This is a genomic window from Bradyrhizobium sp. 197, from assembly GCF_023073375.1.
Lineage (GTDB): Bacteria > Pseudomonadota > Alphaproteobacteria > Rhizobiales > Xanthobacteraceae > Bradyrhizobium.
Map to the genome: position 1 here is coordinate 99,268 of NZ_JADPJJ010000146.1, position 16,589 is coordinate 115,856.

At 59.3% G+C, this 16,589-nt stretch carries 11 protein-coding genes, 3 pseudogenes and 1 other annotated feature; of the genes and pseudogenes, 1 reads left to right on the plus strand and 13 read right to left on the minus strand.

Annotated features, from left to right (window positions below):
- Positions 1-1,201: 1,201 nt before the first annotated feature.
- From IVB27_RS34380 to panB, 6 genes and pseudogenes are all read right to left on the minus strand, one after another.
- Positions 1,202-1,597, minus strand: coding sequence for a hypothetical protein (locus IVB27_RS34380; protein ID WP_247447191.1), 396 nt, complete (start codon positions 1,595-1,597; stop codon positions 1,202-1,204).
- Between the two features lie 26 nt (positions 1,598-1,623).
- Entirely contained in the window at positions 1,624-1,824 is a 201-nt protein-coding gene (locus IVB27_RS34385; protein WP_247447192.1) for a hypothetical protein, read from the minus strand.
- A 217-nt stretch (positions 1,825-2,041) separates the two neighbouring features.
- Positions 2,042-2,661: pseudogene (locus IVB27_RS34390) on the minus strand (aminotransferase class III-fold pyridoxal phosphate-dependent enzyme); the annotation flags it as partial.
- Positions 2,662-2,716: 55 nt separating this feature from the next.
- On the minus strand, positions 2,717-3,919 hold the full coding sequence (locus tag IVB27_RS34395) for a serine hydrolase domain-containing protein (protein ID WP_247447193.1): 1,203 nt from the start codon (positions 3,917-3,919) through the stop codon (positions 2,717-2,719).
- A 759-nt stretch (positions 3,920-4,678) separates the two neighbouring features.
- Entirely contained in the window at positions 4,679-5,536 is an 858-nt protein-coding gene (gene panC, locus IVB27_RS34400; protein WP_247447194.1) for a pantoate--beta-alanine ligase, read from the minus strand.
- A gap of 2 nt (positions 5,537-5,538) precedes the next feature.
- Positions 5,539-6,417 (minus strand): 3-methyl-2-oxobutanoate hydroxymethyltransferase, encoded by an 879-nt coding sequence (panB, locus tag IVB27_RS34405; RefSeq protein ID WP_018459036.1) that lies wholly within the window; start codon positions 6,415-6,417, stop codon positions 5,539-5,541.
- Positions 6,418-6,711: 294 nt separating this feature from the next.
- On the opposite strand from panB, the gene IVB27_RS34410 reads away from it, so the two are divergent.
- On the plus strand, positions 6,712-7,185 hold the full coding sequence (locus IVB27_RS34410; protein ID WP_198293398.1) for a hypothetical protein: 474 nt from the start codon (positions 6,712-6,714) through the stop codon (positions 7,183-7,185).
- A 917-nt stretch (positions 7,186-8,102) separates the two neighbouring features.
- Here IVB27_RS34410 and IVB27_RS34415 read toward each other — a convergent pair.
- The 7 genes and pseudogenes from IVB27_RS34415 to IVB27_RS34445 form a co-directional block, all read right to left on the minus strand.
- Entirely contained in the window at positions 8,103-8,327 is a 225-nt protein-coding gene (locus tag IVB27_RS34415) for a hypothetical protein (RefSeq protein WP_083926545.1), read from the minus strand.
- Between the two features lie 1,818 nt (positions 8,328-10,145).
- Positions 10,146-10,355 carry a hypothetical protein gene (locus IVB27_RS34420; RefSeq protein WP_247447195.1) on the minus strand — a complete coding sequence of 70 codons (210 nt, stop codon included), beginning with the start codon at positions 10,353-10,355 and terminating at the stop codon, positions 10,146-10,148.
- 726 nt (positions 10,356-11,081) lie between these two features.
- Positions 11,082-11,384: pseudogene (locus IVB27_RS34425) on the minus strand (integrase core domain-containing protein); the annotation flags it as partial.
- Positions 11,385-11,421: 37 nt separating this feature from the next.
- Entirely contained in the window at positions 11,422-12,795 is a 1,374-nt protein-coding gene (locus tag IVB27_RS34430) for an IS30 family transposase (RefSeq protein WP_247447196.1), read from the minus strand.
- 46 nt (positions 12,796-12,841) lie between these two features.
- A pseudogene (locus IVB27_RS34435) lies at positions 12,842-13,773 on the minus strand (IS3 family transposase); the annotation flags it as partial.
- Positions 13,376-13,492, minus strand: a sequence feature (AL1L pseudoknot). It overlaps the preceding pseudogene by 117 nt.
- A 77-nt stretch (positions 13,774-13,850) precedes the next feature.
- Positions 13,851-14,714: an SDR family NAD(P)-dependent oxidoreductase gene (locus IVB27_RS34440; RefSeq protein ID WP_018458304.1), complete on the minus strand. Its 864-nt coding sequence runs from the start codon at positions 14,712-14,714 to the stop codon at positions 13,851-13,853.
- A gap of 156 nt (positions 14,715-14,870) precedes the next feature.
- Positions 14,871-16,358 carry an AMP-binding protein gene (locus IVB27_RS34445; protein WP_018458303.1) on the minus strand — a complete coding sequence of 496 codons (1,488 nt, stop codon included), beginning with the start codon at positions 16,356-16,358 and terminating at the stop codon, positions 14,871-14,873.
- Positions 16,359-16,589 lie beyond the last annotated feature (231 nt).

Below are 16,589 nucleotides of genomic sequence, written 5' to 3' on the forward strand. Positions count from 1 at the left end.
CTGCAAAAAGTGACCCATTTCGTCAGAACAACCGGCAGGATGTAAGCTGCCTGCTCCTGCGCGTTTTCTTCAAGCGGGGGCGTGCTCGCTTGCAGTTCCCCCTTGTCACATGCGGCCAACACTAGGAGTGCTCAAACCAGCAGTGCTACGCACGACGAACTGAACGTCGGCTTCCGGGCCATCTAGCCTGACCAATTCGCACCGGCGAAACGCCAATCCAGTTCTGGAAAGTAGCAAGAAAAAGTGTCGTGATTTGAGCACGTCTGGAGATCCGTCAACGCGTAGGCGAGCGCCAGTTTCGGAAATCTCAACGAGAACGCAATCGCGCCACCATTTTCCATTTACCCCCAAAAGGGTGACCCAATGCTCTCGTTCGAAACGCACGCGCTTTGTTGGTCGCTTGCTCCAAAGCATCAAGATCACACCGCTCAGCGGCGCCTTCAAATCATTTCGTCAGAAAAGAAGCCGAAGAGCTGTTTGCGAGCGACATCAAGCCGGCCACGCTGGCAAGTCGGCAGTTGAAAGAGAATTATTGCCTTTGACCTCAGAGGCAAAGCGAGGTCTTAAATTACTTAACCTTCATAATAACGCGAAGAGGCTCGAACATAGGAGTATAATCCCGCTGCAGTCAGCGCTAGGAGCGCGCCGAAGCACAATTGTTTGCGCTTGAGCGCCCCTCGTTGGGGTCCTGGATAGCAACAGACCTTTCCTGCGCCCGCGCCGTCAGTTCTTATCCTGATTTTGCACAGATTTCCGGCTGTTGCGTCTGGAAAATGCATTTTTTGAGCACCACACAAGGCTACTCGGCCGTGTTGCGGCACGAATAATCGTTATTGCTTTTGGCTCAGCAAACGGGACCTGAAGAGCGGCGCGATATTATGCGCGCGACGCGCGTCGTTTGGCCCGGGTGTGAGGGGTTTCATAATTGCGATATGGATTCTGAAGTAAGTCTTGGTCATGACTCGGTCTCTGATTTTCCTCGTGGTTTTTGCGATCATCCTGGCAGCGCGTGGGCAGCAGCGAGAACAATTCGTGTTACGCCCGACTGCGGCCATGCCTCCGGTCAACGTACCCTGAGCGCAAGCGCACGGAACGTGTCGGCGAGATGATGATCATTTGGGGCACTTATCTGGTCAATCAAATCCGGCGGGCCATCCGCCGGCGGAGATCGTGAGAGTCCAGCATCGTTGCGCCGGCCTCGTTAGCCATCAGTGACCCTGGAGGACCGGCGCCGCCCCAGTCGTTCGGGCTCACGCCGGCGTAGTTCGACAGGAAGAGATCCTGCCGGCACTGGCGATGGCAGCTCACGAGCTCTCGTGTCCTCTGGTTGGAGTTGGTGCGTAGTAGGGCGCGGCTCCATCAGCTCGAGCACCGCTCGTCCCTTTTCCGTGATGCGCCACCCTCCATGCAAGCGCTCGACGAGTTGCTGCGAAAAAAGGTCGAGCTCGGGCACACGGGCGCCCATTCGTTTGGTGCGCGCCGCCCAATCCGGACCGCTCGTGGCCAAAATGGCCATGTCTCGCTTGAGGTCCGGCATGGATGCGAAGCCGTTCGGGTAGCTCACAAGGATCTTCAACACCGTGACCTGGAAATTCACATGAGCACTATCGGTCTTGTCCGTATCTAGCGCCACATGGTTGGCGCGGAGCGAAGAGCTTGCATTGCGACCTGCCGAAGGCGCTCCGCCGTGATCTCACCTTTATTGGCGGCCTCCAAGATCTTGGAAGCGACATGGGCCCGAGTGCCGGTTTCGCTGCGAGGCAGGTTGTCGCAAACCTCCTCAAGAACAGCACGCAAAAGCGTAGTGGTCGTTGCGTCCAACACTTGGCGACTCCGCAAGGCGCAAAGAATGGTAGCAGAGAAAGCGCGGTGACCCCCTCAAAGAGACTACTAGCTGATTCCAAAGTCGAGTATGAACTTCACCACAGTTCGTTGCTCGTGGGTGCCCGAGACGTTGCTGCTGTGCCCTCCTCGTACGGAGTGGTTGTGCTGGTCTTGCTCCGCTACGCCAGTCCTGGAGGAACCGCCTCGTTAATGGAATTCAGCGCTGGAGGCGCTCTTTTTTTGACGATTTTCGCCGCGATGCGAACGAACGCGATCGAAGAAGCCCCGTCCGCGCCGCCAGCGTCAGAGGCGAGAAGCCGAGGATCTCGCCATGCGGCATCGCGCGAGAGATGAGCCCAGGCTTGCGAGCAGCCTTCGAAATCCGAGCGCCGGCCTTTAGGTGCGGTTCAAAGCGCGGCTTCCGATCCCGATCAGCGACGAATACGATCGCCCCATCATGCCGACGCCGCGCGCTTCGCCGACGATCGGCAGTTGGCTAAAACATCCGGGTCGATCCAGCTTGAAAGCAGGCTCCGAGCTCATTGGCCTTGTTGGGAAGGTTCTCGCGCTCGACAATATCCAGGACCGCCTCCGCCGGCCGCGCCCGTCGGATGCCCGGAGTAGGTGAGCCGTGGGGAAGGCGGCGGCGTTGTGGGCCCCCTCTTCTAGGACCTCGTAGACCTTTTCTAGCACCTTGTAGACCTTTTCGCTGACGATCCATCCGGACAAGAAGAAGTAAGCCGAGGTAAGCCCCTTCGGGACCGCGATAAGATCCGGCTCGATCCCGTACTTGTCCGAACCGAACATGGCTCCTGTCCGGCCGAAACCCGTGATCAGGCCCATCTTGAGCAGTGGCCGCTGTAGGCCGACCGTCGTCAATGCCAGCAAATCGTCAACGCTCGGCGACAGCCGCCGCGCGCGAAGCTTCGGCGAAGGCGTCCCGCGCCTCGGAGTACTCGGAGTCGGTCGGTTTGGGCCAAGCCGAATTGATCGCGATCACGACCTTGTCTTTTGGATAGACGAAAATATTCTGGCCAAATATCCCCGAGCCCGCATATCCGTTATCGTAAATCCACCAGAAATAACCATACCCGATGCGGCGGCCGTTGTGGGTCTTCCCCGCTGCGTTCGGCGCGAACTTCATGTGAACGCTTGTCGCGTCCTGCACCCAGCCGGGTGGCAAGACTTGAACGCCGCCGGCCTCTCCACCGTCGAGGATGAACTGGCCGATGCGGGCGTAATCGCGCAGAGTCGCGGAGATGCAGCAGCCGCCATACTCTTGTCCGGACGGATCGACCTGCCAGACAGCGTCGCTTTCCATCCCGTAGGGCCGCCAAATCTTCTCTGACAGATACTCGGCCATTGACTTGCCGACCGCCCTCGTGAGCAAGAGTCCGACCAAGTCAGTTTCGCCGGTATTGTAGACGAACTTGGTGCCTGGTTCGTCGGCCCGTGGCAGCCGGCGCATGTAGGAGACGATAGGATTGACGCCAGACTCTGAAATGGCGTTGTAGTGCAGATTGACGTCAGAGTTGCGGTCAACATAATCCTCGTTCCACTTCACACCCGAGCTCATGGTCAGAAGTTGGCGTATGGATACCACTTCGTAGGCGCTGGCCTTAAGTTCATGGATGTAGTCGCTCACTGGCGCATCGAGGCTTTTGATGTAGCCATCCTTGATTGCCGCGCCAATTAGAGTCGAAGTTACCGACTTCGCCACGGACATCGAGATCCAGCCGTCAGTTTCTTTGCGCCCCAGGCCGTAGCGTTCAAGCACCACTTCGCCGTCCCTGAGTACGATGACGCCCGAAGTGCGCCGTTCTCTCATGTAACGGTCCACGTCCATGGCCTGGCCGCGCGATATCCAGCGGGGCGAGATCTGGTGGGCAGCCTTGGGCAGGGGATGGACATTCGTTCCGCGGCGCACGACATGAACTGGCTTGATCTTCTCTATTGCTCGGAAGCCGATGACCTGCTGCTCTGGCGTCCAGAGAATAGAATCGCCCGATGGGAGAACCTCTCCTTCTTGAGCTGCGACAGCGATCGGCCAAAGCATGGACAACGCGCCCAAGGACGCCACAACTGCATACTTCATGTTGATGCCCTTTGTTACCGTGGCCGAGCAATACAGCCGCGCTGCGCGGCAGCATATCGTGTGCGGAATGTGATTTTTCAGGCGTCTTGCCCGGATCGAAGCCGAATTCAGGCGAGAATCGATCCTGGTGCGCCGAATTCCCTTTGCCTGGAGATTCCCAGATCATTCGTCAGGTTAGACCAGGCGCTTAAGCGCCGTGGGCGAAGCTGGTCATGGTCCGTCTGCACGAGCGACGGCACGCCGCTTATAGCAGGCTCACGAAGCAGTCGAGCAGCCGCCAGATACGAAGCGAACAGGGCGCTCTTTCTGCTGCTTGATTTAGCGCGCCTATTCGCGCGCCTATGTCGGCTTGCTCACTCCGAGCTGGCGAGCGGTGTCGCTCACGGCGTTCGCTCCCACGCCATTCAGCTTGGTCTGTGACCGCCTATGGCCCTGACCATATCCCAGGTCCTCGTATTCTGCTCCAGAGAACGTCCGTGAAGCAGGCCAGGCGGAACGACCGTCAAAAGGGCTGCCTCACCGCAAAGTACCTGATAGAAAAGCGAAACATTGACCGCGACGATGAAGGGCCGTGCCCTCAAGAGAAAAAAATCTGATCGACCGGATCTAACATCTCAATAAGGACGCGCTGCACGCCTGCTCGCACCAACTCGCACCAAGCTCGTCTGGTGGCGCCCTGGAAGGGTCGCTCGCTTTTCTCCACGGTCCCTCCGCACCTGCTTGCTGTCCAGTGTGAGCGTCACGGCGACGGGAAGCTTTCTATCGGCAGGCGGCGTCTGGATCGAGCACGACGTTGTCGATAAGCCGGGTAGAGCCAACATACCCTGCTGCACAAATGGCGACCGGGCGCGATAACGGGTTCGTGGCGGGCTCTAGCGTTTCAGCGTCCACGATTTCGAGGTATTGCAACTCATCCAGTGCCTCCAGAGGATGCCTAACAATCGATAGCAGCCGTATGGGATCGCGCTCCCCTTCGCGAAAGGCGGCTTCCGCCGCGAGCAGGCCTCGACTGATTGCCTGTGCACGGTTGCGTTCTGGGGCGCTGAGATAGCGGTTTCGGCTGCTCATTGCGAGGCCATCCGGCTCGCGGACTGTTGGGACGGTAACGATTTCGATCGGCAGGTTGAGATCAACTGACATGCGGCGGAGGACTGCGCATTGCTGAAGATCCTTCTGGCCGAAGAACGCGACATCCGGCTGGACCATGTTGAACAGCTTGCAGACAACGGTCGCAACACCGCGGAAATGTCTGGGCCTGAAGGTTCCGCACAGCGATTGCGCGAGCGCACCAGGTTCAATGAAAGTGTCAAACTGCGGCGGATAAACCTCCTGCGCCTCCGGTACGAAGACGATATCGACCCCTGCATCGCGGCACAGTTGTTCATCACGGAGAAAATCACGAGGATAGGTGGTGAGATCTTCCTTGGGGCCGAACTGCGTAGGATTAACGAAGATGCTGACGACCGTGGCATCACAACTAGCCCGGCTCTCGTCGACGAGGGCCATGTGGCCTTGGTGCAGGCAACCCATTGTGGGCACAAACCCGATGCGCCTATCTGGGGCCCGAGCCTCGGCCAAAACCCGACGCAATTCAATAGCGCGTGTTATTGTTCGCATGATCACGACCCTGAGGTTAGTTCGTGCGGAGTCCAGTTTGCGACTAGCTCCTTGAGCTCGTCCGGGAGGCGATAGGATTCCTGCCCTCCTGGGAATGCACCGTCACGCACGTCAGTCGCCCAGCGCGAGAGCGCCTCCTGCATCAGCTGAAATCCATTCGAATAGGGGCGCACGAATTTGGGCGGCTTGCCCTCGGTAAGACCCACCACGTCATGGAACACGAGCACCTGCCCTGAACATCCTAGACCGGCTCCGATTCCCATGGTCGGGATCTGGAGGATCTCCGTCGCCCGCGCTGCTAACTCGGCCGGGATTCCCTCCAGCACGAGAGCAAAACAACCAGCGTCCTCCAGAAAATGCGCGTCCTCGAGCAGGCGCAAAGCGTCATTGGCCGTCCGACCCTGAACCTTGAAACCGCCCATGACATTGACGCTTTGTGGGGTGAGACCGAGATGTCCCATCACGGGGATTTCGCAGTCGACCAGGGCGCGTACCATATCGAGGCGGTTTGCACCGCCTTCGAGCTTCACCGCATCGGCGCCACGCTGGATGAAGCCGCCGGCGTTGCGGATGGTTTCTTCCCGGCTGATATGGAAGCTGAGGAAGGGCATATCGGCAACGAGCAGGGCACGAGGTTTTGTGCGCGCCACGGCTTCGAGGTGATGATTCATCATGGAGACGCTGACTGGTAGAGTATTGTCGAATCCGAGGCAAACATTGCCAACGCTGTCACCGACGAGGATAATATCCACGATCGGATCAGCGATGCGCGCGGCAACCGCGTCGTAAGCCGTGGTCATTGCGATCCGCCGCCCCTCCTCCTTCCATTGCTGAAGAAAGGGTATGGTGATTCGCTGGTTTGGCTGCGGCGTGTGGCTCATCTCAATCCTGATCTGTTTCTAACGGGGCACCTCTAGTCCCGGCGCTTCCTAGGCGAGAGGACAGATAAGTCAATGCACCGGTAGACAAAGAAAGCTTTCCCTGCAAACTGGAAGAAGGAAGCACTGAACAGCCCAATGATCGCGCAATCATAGTGGGAGTAATTCTCTCGGCCCAGCGAAAGGTCGGTACGAATGATAGATCGCGAAGCGGCGAATATGGAACAAAAACGCCGATGATCAGCCCGGCTGAACCGCTACAATGCCTCAGCAATTCCGATGGGAGGTCGCAAGCTGATGGCGGACAAGGTCTGCAACGCCGCCGCTGCACTCACTTTCAACGTGGTGGTTGTCGGTGGAGTGTGGAGCATTTCGAACAGCTATTTCAGTTGCGGCCTCGCCCTGGTCGCCGCAATATTTGCTCGTCGCGCGGTTGAGCGCTCGTTCATCAAGCGGGCCCACCGCGATATGTTGCGCATTCATGGCGCGGACTGGGGCTGCGCGGATCATATGGGCACGCGCGTAGCCGACACGCCATCGAGCGGCCACGCTCGTCTTGACGTCCAGGTGACGAGCCCTCGCATTCGAGCCGATGGACCCGTCTTGATGACCAGCCCTGCTTCGCCTTTCCAGCGCGCCCGCGTCGAACGCCTGCGGGACTTGCTCGGTCAGGCCGCCGAGGCTTGCAATAGCTGTGGGAAGGACACTGGGCACAACGCAAGGTCTGATCAAAGAACGGGAGAGAATCCCTCAGCATGCGGCGGCAGCTGATATCTTGCGGGCCTGAACTCTTCGCTATCTGCCATCGGCGTCCCTTAGAGTTTGGAGAGAGCGTGCGGCACAAATCGCTGCACCAAGCCGTGCAGAGAGGCATCCTGGCCTGGTCACGAGCGGATTCCTGCTCTATTGATGCAGGGCTATACCGCCATTGGAAGTGAAGCACTGCGCCCGTTGCGTCGCGCGCCGCCATGTTTTCGTCCAAGCCGGTGTGGGAAGTAATACTGCAGCCGAGGGCGGGTATTCTTCAGTTCTGCTCGGGGAAGAACTGCCCGTTTTCAGGGTAGTCAACGCCGCGCGCGCAGCGTGTCTTCTTGATAGTGCGCGTGCCTCGTTGTGACGGTAAGTCATGGGCAGTCGCAGGTGACGGCGACGCTCGAATGCTAGCAATCCTCGCTCGTCGCGTGGTGCATCCTTTCGCCCACGGCGGATGCGTGATCGTCGATGGACGCAATAAGCGTTATGAGGCGGCTCACCAATGCCCAGGGATGCCGACCCTGCCGTCGTTTCAGGCGAAAGTGGTGGTGTTGGTCTGGCCGGCTTACTGAAGGTCGCTTCCGACCAGACCCTAGGGGCAACGTCGCCCTTGCTCGAGATGCTCGGGTTCTGCTGATCAATACGGAGGGGGCGGCCGATGCTCACCTTTAGGAGGAATTCATCGGTATGTCTCAAGCTCCGGTGTCTCTGACGAGCGCTCCGCCGGGCTAATAAGCTGCGAAAGCGCGCAGCATCGGCGCGCCAAGCAGCTTTCGGTTCGATCGGCGTCCAGCAATAGCCAGTTATGTCCTGCTTTGCTTTGCGAACGCTAGGCGTCGGTCCGCTTTGAAGCGTGTAGTGTCTGAAGTACATTGAGGAGCCTGCCAGGCGTGACCGCCTTGGCGAAGCCGTCGCACGCCACCGAGAGCTCAGTGTTAGCGCCTTGAGATGGGATCGAGCGGCGTCCGATAGATTTCGGTGTCATCAGCACTGATAACGCGAACTGAACAGCCTTTGGCCTTCAGCTCTGGATGTACAATAGACAATTCCGTCGCAAGCTGGTCAGCTCTATCGGCGGCAAGGTCAACATTCTCGAGGATAAGGCCGCCCTGATTCTTGTGCTCCCCATCAATTACGAGATCAAATGAGTAATACGGCATCCGAATGTCTCCCTAGTTTTCGCATACTCCCGCGCTAGTGAGTATGGGGTTACCCGATGTGTCCCCTCGTATTGCGTAAGTTGATCGGTACACATTTCACCGCTCGATCCGCCATGAAATGCGATTGGAAACTTCGCCAACTCATGAGGGGCGAAAGGCTGATCTAGGTCCCTAAACCATCACAAATGTGAGCAGGCTCGAGCGGAGAAACGCGATGCCCGGAGCAGTCGGCACCGACAGGCCGCCTGAGACATGATCACAGTCGTACATAAAGGCCCTCGAATGCGTAAGAGAAAGCGGCCGGCGCGAGCGTCAGCGAGTGATTTGGAGATCAATACTCAATCGAGACGCATTGTTTCTGCTAGTTTCAAGTAGCCATTGCATTTTTTCGACGCGGCCGAGCCCAATTCGCTGTCTTGCGTCCATAAAGCCGCTAGAGCGCGCGGGAGCAAGACCTGACTCTTTTTGAATACGCAGCGCGGTCTCAAGGCGAGACTACGGCTTGCTCCCGGCGCCGAGAAGGGAACTCTGGGGTCCTAGGAGCAGGCCAGGCACATGCAACCTCCCGCCTGAGGCTTTGGTGCGTTACCGCGCTCTCCGTTGCCGCGACACTTCGCGCCGAGCGACAACGCGCGACTGAAGTTGTCGCGCGATAGCCCGTCTGCTTGTCATCGATCGAATAGTGCTGGGTTGCGATTGTCTCATCGCTGCGTCTCCGTCTCTCCAGCTCCATCGAATCGCATTTCCGGTGCAATGATAAGAAGTGCAGCATATCAAACAGCTTTGGCCGATTTCACTTTGCAACCCGACGTCGCGACCTCCGAAGTTGCCGATGGAAGGACGCGTTCACCGGTCTCGGGACGCGTCGCGGAAAGCCCCGGGAATCGCCGAGCGCAAAGTTTCTCTGCCGCGATTCACGAGTGCCGACTTATTGAGATTGGATCCGAAATCCTGAAGCCAACCCGATCAGGCGATACGAGCGCGTACACCCGGCGACACGTTCGATTGGCTTCAATGAACAACACGCAACGCGAATATCACGCGAGAACCGCTAAATGATAGCAGTTGCTGCGTAGTTGGTGAAATCTTCGCACAAAAACTGCAAGATATCACTGCGAACGCCGCCAATCCCCTCGGGTAAATGAGTATCCGATGTGGGCTTGCACGATGCTAGGGCGTTTCGTGCAAGATGGAGTGGCCAGCGGGTTCATTTACTTGCTGAGCTCTTCTGCCCTTCGGGGCGTTTCCTCCCTGACTTGGCCGCGCGGTGTCTCGCGCGGCCTTTTTTCGCAATCGAGCACACCTGATTCCGCGGAGTTGAGGGCCGGCAGGAGCAACGCGATTGCCCCAACCGCCGCCGCGCGATCCACACAACGCTCGTCCAACCTGCGATTTAGTTTGACGACCTGTCACTTCCGCAGGGTGGCTGCTACATTGATCGCCTGCGTCGGCTCGACTCGCGTTTTCGATAAACATCCGGCGACCGGCGTCGAACTCGCCAAACTGCCGCAGCTCTAGCCAACGTTTGTTGGCGCCGGATGAGCGTTTCCTGCATAGGTTGAGCTCCCAGCCAAGCAACGCTCGAATATCCTGCGCAAATGGTACGAACGGGTCCTGGGCCAATCGTCAGGATCTCGCGGTCATACTGACCTCCGAGCAGGGCAGGCCGCTCTCCGAGACGCTAAGCGAGCACATATCGGTGGCGCTTACGTCGAGGTCTATGCCGAAGAGGCTCGCCGCGTCTATGACGAAACCATTCCCGCGCCGCGCCCCAATGCAAGCTGCTTGCACCCACGCAACCTATTGACGTCCGCGGCGCTATCCGTGCACTTTGGCGGCATCACCGGTTATGGCGACGTCGGCAAGGTCCTGTACGAGCCGGCCTCCCCGCGATTGGCGACCTTCCGGCGCCCCGCTGACGTACATGATAATGAGCACCAATCTCGGAAACAGCAGGTAGAACATGATTGTCCGATAAACACGGCAACCACGATTGTCCACCCCCCGCACGTGGTAGAGCGTGGCCATCCAGCGCTTCGCACCATAAGGCGCGCGAACTCATCAAGATAGGCTTCCAGACCGCCGAATGATGGAAGTCTGGTGCTCCAAGCCGCACGACGGGCTCGGGCTGACGAACGCAGAAGGATCGAGCCTAACGATTGAGAGCACGACCGGCGCGATGCCAAGAGAGTGAAAGCCGAGCTGGAATATATGCCATTTTGAAGGGAGCTGCGACTTGCGCGGCAATGAGGGTCGGCAGCATGACTTCACGTAACCCGCCCATAGCCCCTGGTGTGATTTAGAAGCCGAGACAGAGCACGATGGCGGGCAACACGATGTGCACTATCCCGACATGGACCGCTATGCCGCTGTAGGTAAGCGGCAAATGGGGCTGCAGATCAGGTGCAGATCGGGAGGATGTCGCTGATGAGGCTGGGGTCGCCGTAGATCACGATCAAAGCATTAGTGCACACCGAGAGACATGTCAGATGCGGAATGACGACGACTACAGGGAGCACCCGGGCGCAGGCGCTTCTATACAATAGTGACCGGGTAAGCCGTGGGGTAGCCGATGATGATGATGCAGATGGTGGTGGCCACCAAGCGCGAAGCTCCGCACATGACATCCAGGCTGAAGTGGCCTTCGCAAATTAATCGCAGCGTTGAGTCGGTCCGGAACGCATCCGGCGAGTGAGCCTTTCTACTCTCGCGGTTTGAACCGCCCCGGGATTGCCGGAGGCTGTTTGATTTAAGTTATGCGGCCATGCCCGATTGTTCCAGCATGGCGTAGTAGCGTTGCTCGGCTTCGGCCGGCGGTATGTTGCCGATGGGCTCCAGGAGCCGCCGGTTGTTGAACCAGTCCACCCATTCGAGGGTCGCGAACTCGACGGCTTCGAAGCTGCGCCATGGTCCACGCCGATGGATCACCTCTGCTTTATAAAGGCCGTTGATGGTTTCGGCGAGAGCGTTGTCATAGGAATCTCCGACGCTGCCGACAGAAGGCTCCACGCCTGCTTCAGCGAGGCGCTCGGTGTACTTGATGGATACGTATTGGGCGGATTCAAGCGGTCGTCGCAACATCGATTGTGTTCATTCATGGTAGCCACTCGTCAAGCGCCTCCGCTGGCGTTTTCCATCCCAGCGTCTTTCTCGGTCGGGCGTTTAGGGCAGCAGCAACGGCGGTGATCTCTTGGACGCTATGTACGCTGAGGTCAGTGCCTTTGGGGAAGTACTGATGCAGCAGCCCGTTGGTGTTCTCGTTAGTGCCACGCTGCCAAGGACTCTGCGGATCGCAAAAGTAGATCTGCACGCCGGCGTCGATCTTGAGACGATCATGTTGGGCCATTTCGGCCCCTTGGTCCCAGGTCAGCGAACGGCGCAGTTCTTGTGGCAAGGTGGTGATGGTACGAGTAATCGCGTCCCGTACGGCTTCAGCTCCGTGTCCCGCGAGTGCAGGTCCGTTCTTGATGCGCAGAGCTTCGCCGTGCCCCACGAGACGGGGAAGATGGAGCAGCATCGTGAACCGCGTGGTACGCTCGACCAACGTACCAATTGCTGAGCTGCCAAGACCCAGGATGAGATCTCCCTCCCAGTGTCCCGGCACTGCTCGATCGGCTGCTTCGGCGGGGCGTTGACTGATCATGATCTCCGGCGAGACAAAGCCCTTGCCTCGCCTTCTTACGCGCGCTCTAGGTACTCTTAGCACGCGTCCCGTTCGCAAGCAGGCCGTCAGTTCGCGGCGTAGCGCTCCCCGGCCTTGAACGAAGAGGGCCTGATAGATGGCTTCATGGCTGATGCGCATCGTGTCGTCGTCCGGGAAGTCAATCGGCAAGCGTCGCGCAATCTGCTCCGGGCTCCAGGCCTTGGCCCATCGCCGATCTCTTCGCGGGCCATGCCGGCGACTTTTCCACGGAACGACCGGGCCGGGAACGGGAGCGCCGCTCGGTGCCACGACGACGCCGGCAAGTCTCTCCTCCACATAAGTGCGCAAGGTTTTGTTGAGCGCAAGTTTGGTCAGCTTGGGCCGACATGCCGATCGGTCTGCATGCCACTGGGCAGTCGTCGCCCGATACTCCAGCCCGCCGCTTCGGGTAGCCGCGTTGCGTCGTAGTTCACGGGAGATTGTCGAGGCGGACCGACCGAGGCGGCGCCCGATCTCTTGCATGGAGTGGCCCTGCACCTTGAGAAGTGCGATCTCCTCGCGCTCGGCCAACGATAGGTACCGCCCGGAGAGCGGCTTTGCCGAAAACCGGAAAATTGCTGGTGGCATGCCGCCCGCCTTTCGGAACAATCTGTATCCGACAGGCTGCGATACTCCGGCTTCAAGCGCAGCTGCTTCACTGCTCAGCCCCGCGGCAATCCCCCGCCAAAATCTGCTCTGTTCATCACGCCCCGCCGCCTGAGGCCGCCCCGGCGATGGCAATGGCGCGCGTCCAGACCGTGCCGATCTCCGTCCTCCAATACTCATCGCGACCTCCAATGTATGAGTGTTGCGACGACCGCTTGAATCCGCCTTGGCTGCCCCTGTCGCTGTGGTGCACGAGCCCGCCACGATGGACCGGCCGTCGATCATGGAGGGCTTGCTCCAGCGCATCGAGCACGAAGCCCGCATGCGCCGTGCGCGAGGCTCGCCAGCCCACGATCCTGCGGGCATAGGCGTCGACCACAAAGGCGACGTAGACAAAGCCGGTCCAGGTCGCGACATAGGTGAAGTCGGAAAGCCACAGAACGTTCGGCCGTGGCGCCTTGAACTGGCGGTTGACGTGGTCGAGCGGGCATGGCGCGGCCTTGTCGCTGATCGTGGTCTTGACCGGTTTGCCGCGGATAACCCCTTGCAAACCCATCTCCCGCATCAGTCGCGACACCGTGCAACGGGCAACATCGAAGCCTTCGCGCTTGAGTTGGCGCCAGACCTTGCGCACGCCGTAGACGGAGAAGTTCTCATCGAACACGCGCCGAACCTCGATCTTCAGCGCGGCGTCCTGCCTGGCGCGCGCCGACAGCTTGGCGGGATCGCGCCGCTTGGCCACATGGGCGTGGTAGGTCGAGGGGGCGATCGGCAAGACCTTGCAGATCGGCTCGACCCCATGCGCCCCACGATGATCGTCGATGAACGCGATCATGGCTTGGACCGGCGGTCGAGCTCCGCCATCGCAAAATAGGCGCTTGCCTTGCGCAGGATCTCGTTGGCCTGCCGAAGCTCACGGTTCTCCCGTTCGAGCGCCTTCAGCTTCTCCGCCGCGTCGGTGGGAACGCCGGCCCGCTGCCCGCTATCGACCTCGGCCTTCTTGACCCAGTCATGCAGCGTCTGCGGCGTGCAGCCGATCTTGGCCGCAATCGACGTCACTGCCGCCCAGCGCGAGGGATGCTCGTTCGCGTGATCCAGAACCATCCGAACCGCTCGGGTCCGGACCTCGGGTGAAAACTTGTTCGTCGTCTTGCTCATAGTGGCTCCGCCTTCTCAAGAGTTGGAGCCTCCGGCAATCCCGGGGCGGTTCAGTTCCGTTAAACTGCGCTAGTTGTTCAAACGCCGCTGGGGTCCGTCGGAAAGAATACTGAAGCCGCGTGGGCCGCGACATCCGAGGCGGTGTAAGCCCCTTTAGGACGGAAGCCTTCTGCCGTTAACATCTTCACTTCGGAGATCTCTTCGCCTGATACGGCAAGAACCTTGCCCGAATGCTCGGCCGCTAAATCTGACGCCATGAACAGCACTCCGGGCGCAACGTTCTCGGGAAGCAAAGCGGGGCGATCAGATTCGATCGCCTCCGTTCCTGGAATCCGTGCCCACATGCGCGTCACTGCGTTGGGGGCCACGGCCATGACACGGATTCCGTACTTGCGTCCTTCGATGGATAGCACGCGCATAAACCCATAGATGCCGGCCTTCGCCGCCCCATAATTGGCCTGCCCAAAATTTCCAAACAACCCAGAGGTTGAGGAGGTCATAATGATCACACCAGGACGACGATTGTCCTTTAACCAAGTCCACACAGGCCGCGTGCAGCAGTAGGTTCCCTTCAGGTGAACCTTCATAACGGCATCCCAATCCTCCTCCGCGGTATTGGCGAAAGTCCGATCGCGCAAAATGCCCGCATTGCAGATCAAGATGTCGACTTGACCGAAGGCATCGAGCGCTGCCCTGAGGATGTTCTCCCCACCCGCCAACGTCGATACGTCGTCGCTATTGGACACGGCCCTTCCGCCGGCGGCAACAATTGCGGCCACCACCTTCTCAGCAGCAGCACTCACCCCGGAGCCATTTACAGTCGTGCCAAGGTCGTTGACCACGACGGCCGCGCCTTCTTTGGCAAATAGGTTTGCATAGGCTTCGCCGAGACCACCTCCGGCCCCGGTAACGATCGCGACCTTGCCATCCAACAATCCCATTTTGTCCTCTCTGAACGCTCACCACCGCGAGCCCTATGTGCCTGCGTGAATAAACATCATGGTGCGCGGAATTCTCTGGCCGGACTCTCGGACCCACGATGTACGACTTGCCTCTCGCGCCCATCCTGCGCACCTTTTGATAGCACGCAGGGGCGACTAGGTTTGGCTGACCGCGGACTTCATTCGAGCGATACGTTCGTCACGCAAATGCGTTCGCCGCACCTTGCCTGCTTCATCGCGAAGAGGCTCGTCGACAAACTCAATCGTGCGCGGAAGTTTATAGGTTACAAGCCGCTCGGCCAGATGCGCCAGTAGCGCCTCCTCTGTCAGACCCGGACGTGCCTGAACAATGGCGTGGACGGAGGAGCCCATGTCCTCATGCGGTAGGCCAACCACTGCGCTCGATATGACTTGCGGGAGCTCGTCGATCGCGGCTTCGACCTCTGCCGGATAGACGTTTGACCCTCCGACCAAGATCATGTCGGTACGACGGTCAGAGAGGAAGAGGTAGCCGTCTGCGTCAAAGTAGCCGATGTCTCCGAGGCTCTCCCAGCCGCCCGGCAGGGTGCGCGCCGTGGCGCCCCGGTAGTTGTACGTCGGCGGTGATCCCGCCGATCGACGCATATAGATCTCGCCTATTTCGCCTGGCGACAGCACGTTTCCATCAGCATCGAAGGCTTTCATTTCACCCGAGCTCACGCGCCCGACCGAGCCGCGGTGAAGGAGCCATTCGTTCCCGGTGATGGTGGTACCCGCTTGGTTCTCAGAGCCGGCATAGAGCTCCATTATCACCTCCGGGCCTAGCCAGTTGATAAACGCCTCCTTGAGCCACGGCGGACACGGCGCGGCGAAATGCCAGAGCGTCTTCAGCGACGAGAGATCATATCGACCTCGCACCTCTTCCGGCAATCGCCAGATGCGGCTCATCATGGTTGGCACGAGATAGACCCAAGTCGCTCTATGACGCTGGATCTGCGCCAGTACGCCCTCGGCGTCGAAGCGCGGCATTACCACAACATGAGCGTCGTGAGTTAAGGCGTCGAGCGCGCACCCGAAAGGGCCATTGTGATAGAGCGGCCCAGGAATAAGCGCAGTGTCGCCAGGGCCGAAACGCCAAAAACTTGGGCCATCGGCCGGCTGCGCCTGTGTTACTCCACGCGAGCCGGACAGGATCAGCTTGGGCCGTCCTGTCGAGCCGCCCGAGGTTACCGCCTTCAATACTGGGGCCACGCGTGAGTTAAACGGCTGGTCATCCTCGCAAAGCGCGAGCAGATCCTCAACGGTGAAACGGCGTCGGCCAGCTTCCATGCCAGGCAATGCGATCACCACTGCCGGATTGGCGAGGTCGATGATCGCGCACAGTTCCGTATTCGGTAGTCGGAAAGATACCGGCTGCGGCGTCGCACCCAGTTTCCAGGCAGCCCAGCAGGCCTCGATGAACTCAACGCCATTCGGTAGGCCGATGGTGACCAGGTCCCCCAGTTGGACGCTCAGCCCCTCCAAAGCCCGGGCGATGCGGTTGGTGCGAGCCTCCAGTTGGCTCCAGGTGAGAGTGGTCTCACCGCAACTAACCGCCGGCGCATTGGGCGTAGTCTGGGCTTGCCGGGAAAGCTTCTCGCCTAGTGCGATGATCTCTTGGCTCATTTTAGCCTACAAACGTTTGTTGCTGGGATCCACGCTGCGTTCACTAGAACCAAACAAAAGGTCGGCACCAGATTCGCAGAAGAGTTACGCTACGCGCGGGAACAAAATCCCCGAGTTTGTTCGCTTTAGCGCGAAAATAAATCGTCATTCTTGCCGACTGCCAGCTTGGCCAGCCTGAACGGCATTCGCGGTGTCCCGTGACTGTGGCTGGACGACTAGAACGAAGCTTAA

Excerpts from the sequence above, each read along its gene's own strand:
- IVB27_RS34395 (WP_247447193.1), bottom strand. The coding sequence starts at position 3,919 with ATGAAGTATGCAGTTGTGGCGTCCTTGGGCGCGTTGTCCATGCTTTGG.
- panC (WP_247447194.1), bottom strand. The coding sequence starts at position 5,536 with ATGCGAACAATAACACGCGCTATTGAATTGCGTCGGGTTTTGGCCGAG.
- panB (WP_018459036.1), bottom strand. The coding sequence starts at position 6,417 with ATGAGCCACACGCCGCAGCCAAACCAGCGAATCACCATACCCTTTCTT.
- IVB27_RS34410 (WP_198293398.1), top strand. The coding sequence starts at position 6,712 with ATGGCGGACAAGGTCTGCAACGCCGCCGCTGCACTCACTTTCAACGTG.
- IVB27_RS34415 (WP_083926545.1), bottom strand. The coding sequence starts at position 8,327 with ATGCCGTATTACTCATTTGATCTCGTAATTGATGGGGAGCACAAGAAT.
- IVB27_RS34420 (WP_247447195.1), bottom strand. The coding sequence starts at position 10,355 with ATGGCCACGCTCTACCACGTGCGGGGGGTGGACAATCGTGGTTGCCGT.
- IVB27_RS34430 (WP_247447196.1), bottom strand. The coding sequence starts at position 12,795 with ATGAGTATTGGAGGACGGAGATCGGCACGGTCTGGACGCGCGCCATTG.
- IVB27_RS34440 (WP_018458304.1), bottom strand. The coding sequence starts at position 14,714 with ATGGGATTGTTGGATGGCAAGGTCGCGATCGTTACCGGGGCCGGAGGT.
- IVB27_RS34445 (WP_018458303.1), bottom strand. The coding sequence starts at position 16,358 with ATGAGCCAAGAGATCATCGCACTAGGCGAGAAGCTTTCCCGGCAAGCC.